A 3099-nucleotide genomic window follows, 5' to 3' on the forward strand; every position below is an offset into this window, starting at 1 on the left:
ACATCGCCGAGCCCGCCAAGCCATCGCTGTTCCGCAAGAACGACCTCGACGAAATGACCGTCGGCCGCACCGAAAAACCGGTCACCGGCAAGCTGCCGCCAAAACCATCATCCTCATCCTCCCCTCCGTCATCCTCGTCCTCGGGTTCAACCCGAGGATTGACCCGAGGATCCACCGACGACCCCCGCCCCCTCGTGCGCGGCAAGGTCGGCGCGGGAAGTTATGAGGATGCCGGCGAGCAGAAACGGAAGAGCCGGACGAAGGGGAAGACGGGGCGGCCGGGGCGGTAACCTGGTACTGTTTGACGCTGGATATGGGCAAATTAGTCCGGCCAAAATAAGCTTGCTACTTACAGGGGATTTTTCTACCACCGTTAGCGTTGTTGCTGCTCGGTGCGGAGACTTATACGAGATGAAAATTGTTTCGTTTTTTAATAATAAAGGCGGAGTTGGAAAGACAACCTTGACGGGTAACATCGCTGCTTATTTTTCAACAGAAATGAAAAAACGGGTCTTGGTTGTAGATTGTGATCCGCAATGCAACATAACACAGTATATACTTGGGGATGAGAAAACCATTGATCTATATTGGCCAAAGGACATCGATAAAGATGAGCCTAAAATAAAGACTATAATGGATGTAGTTCAGCCAATAATTGACGGGGATGCTAGCATTAATCGCAGCGTAAAACCCATAGCATACAAAGGAAATAGATTTGGAGTAGACTTACTGCCGGGAAACCCTCGATTTTCGCTTTTCGAGGATCAACTGTCGCAAGCTTGGACGGATATACCTAGTGGGAAAGCTGGCGGCTTTAGAATTACGAACTGGTTACGTTCATATCTTTCGGCTCAATCAAGCAACTATGATATTGCTTTTATTGACGTTAGTCCTTCTCTCGGCGCCTTAAATCGGTCCGTTTTACTTTCGTGTGATAATTTTATAACTCCTCTTGGAGCCGATGCCTTTAGTCTTCTTGGTGTGAGAAATATTTCGAGATGGATAGTYGGATGGATCGACTATTATACAGTCGCCTTGGAGCAATCAGAGAGACTGAATCCAGGAGCCTTGGAGCGTTTTAACATATCAAGAGATATTTCAATTAAAAAGGGGTACCTAGGCTACACGCTTCAGCAGTATATAGCCAAGTCAAAAGAAGGCGTTCGCCGTCCGACCCGAGCTTACGAGAGAATACTCGAGGATGTTCCAGGGGAGGTAAAGAATTATCTTGCTCAGTTCTCTAATTTTGATGGCACGCCCCTGGGAGATGTGCCAAATCTTTACAGCCTTATCCCGCTTGCTCAGAATGCAAATACTCCGATTATTTCGCTAAAGGCGAAAGACGGACTGGTGGGCAGTCAATTTAGCCAGTCCGCATCATACAAAGATATTATTGGAAACCTGGCTAACGCAATAGCGGTAAGGGTTTTCTAATTATGGTAACTTGGCCGAAACCCCTCGTTCGCGAAATTGCGGAGCGCCGTGTCCTCGTTTTTGTCGGTTCAGGCATCTCAAAAGCTGCGAGTCCAGCTATGCCCAACTGGTCTAATTTGCTGTCAGAATTAAAGGATAACCTTTCACAGGCGACGGAGAAAAAATTTGTCTCCGGCCTTATCAAAACCGGCAACCTTTTGGACGCGGCTCAAATTATTTCTGATGGCCTTGATCGCGCAGTAATTAACGACTTTATGCGCGATAAATTCCAAATACGGCCAATGATTCATCACGAAATATACAGAAGTATACTTGAGCTCGATTTAAAAACGATCGTTACGACAAATTACGATGAGTTTCTTGAGAAGAATTTTGAACACTTTAGTGGTGGAATGCAGGCATATAATGTTTGCAAGCATACATCATCTGACCTCCTAGATAAGCTACGCTCCCCAGGCCGAACTATAGTAAAAATGCACGGTTGCGTTACGGAGTTAAATGACCTTGTCTTGGACAGATTTTCCTACTTTAAGGCGAAAAGGGAAAATTCTGGATTTTTCCAGGTATTGTCGTCCCTGTTTACAATAAATACCGTCCTGTTCCTGGGGTATTCCCTAGGAGATCCGGACATGCAGATAATACTTGAGGATATTAATATGCATTCTGATTCGTCTCACGGGCACTATTCTTTAGTATCCAGACAAGACCATAAATCAATTAATAGATCGATGAAAAGAACCTATAATATACTTTGCATTGAGTATCCTAAGGGCGCTCATGACGATGTTCCCAGCTATCTGGCCGAACTGGCAACTGCGGTAGGTGATGAGCGAGCCGCACGCGGAATAGTATAAGTTCGACTTTCAATATTAAAGGCTTTTATAACGCTGAGATCAATCTGAATTGCCTACGCGAGCTCGCCCGGGCCCGCAAGCTCTTGTACTGAGTTGCCGTACAATTTTGTTTAAGCGGTCGAAGGCAGACTCTGGGCGTCACATAATTCACTCGGCTTCTAGTCCAAGCGCGACATCAGTTCGATATAATGAAAGCACTCCCTTTTAAAAGCTTCGAGATCACTGGCTCTTGCACCCTAGCTCCTCCTTCTCCTCCCCTCTATCCTTCCACCCCTCCATCCCCTAAACATCCCATCACGTCCAAACGGGGAACGACTCATCCATGCGCATGCCGGCCATCGTTTTCGGACTGCTGTTTTCCCTGCTGGCTGCGGCCGGCGCCGAGGCGCGGGTCTACAAGTCGCCGCAGGCGCTGATCAAATCGCTTTATGCCGACACGATCGACCCGGCCGAGGACGATGCGCCCTCGCCCTATTCCGCCTATTTTTCCGATGCGCTCAACGAGAGCCTGACGGCGAATGGCGAGGCGGTGGATTTCGATCCGATCCTTGCGGGGCAGGATGGCGTCGCCAGCAATGTCCAGCTTTCCCCGCCGATCGTCCTCGGTAACAGGGCCGAGCTGGAAGTGTCCTTCCGCAACGGCAAGCGCTCGGCGACGCTCTTCTACACGCTGGTGCGCGAAAACGGCGGCTGGAAGGTGGACGACATCGCCGACCAGTCCGGCGACGACCCCTGGAGCCTTCGCGAGTTGCTGGGGCAGTAGCCCTTTTCCTTTCCTGACGGTAATCCCCACACTCCCTCATTCCTGTCC

At 49.1% G+C, this 3099-nt stretch carries 4 protein-coding genes; all 4 read left to right on the plus strand.

Translation table 11 applies throughout. The annotated features are described in order from the left end of the window. Positions 1-290, plus strand: a 290-nt coding sequence (locus AC1DSN_RS20585) for a hypothetical protein (RefSeq protein ID WP_477332554.1), incomplete at its 5' end; no start/stop codon positions are given. A 121-nt stretch (positions 291-411) separates the two neighbouring features. Beyond that, the gene (locus tag AC1DSN_RS20590; protein ID WP_477332556.1) at positions 412-1434 is read left to right on the plus strand and encodes a ParA family protein; all 1023 of its coding nucleotides are present in this window, start codon (positions 412-414) and stop codon (positions 1432-1434) included. 2 nt (positions 1435-1436) lie between these two features. After that, positions 1437-2288, plus strand: a complete 852-nt coding sequence (locus AC1DSN_RS20595; protein WP_477332558.1) for an SIR2 family protein — start codon at positions 1437-1439, stop codon at positions 2286-2288. A 322-nt stretch (positions 2289-2610) separates the two neighbouring features. Continuing rightward, on the plus strand, positions 2611-3051 hold the full coding sequence (locus AC1DSN_RS20600; protein WP_477332560.1) for a DUF3828 domain-containing protein: 441 nt from the start codon (positions 2611-2613) through the stop codon (positions 3049-3051). The last annotated feature ends 48 nt before the right edge of the window (positions 3052-3099 follow it).

The organism is Luteibacter sp. P4_D7_3 (assembly GCF_056401735.1).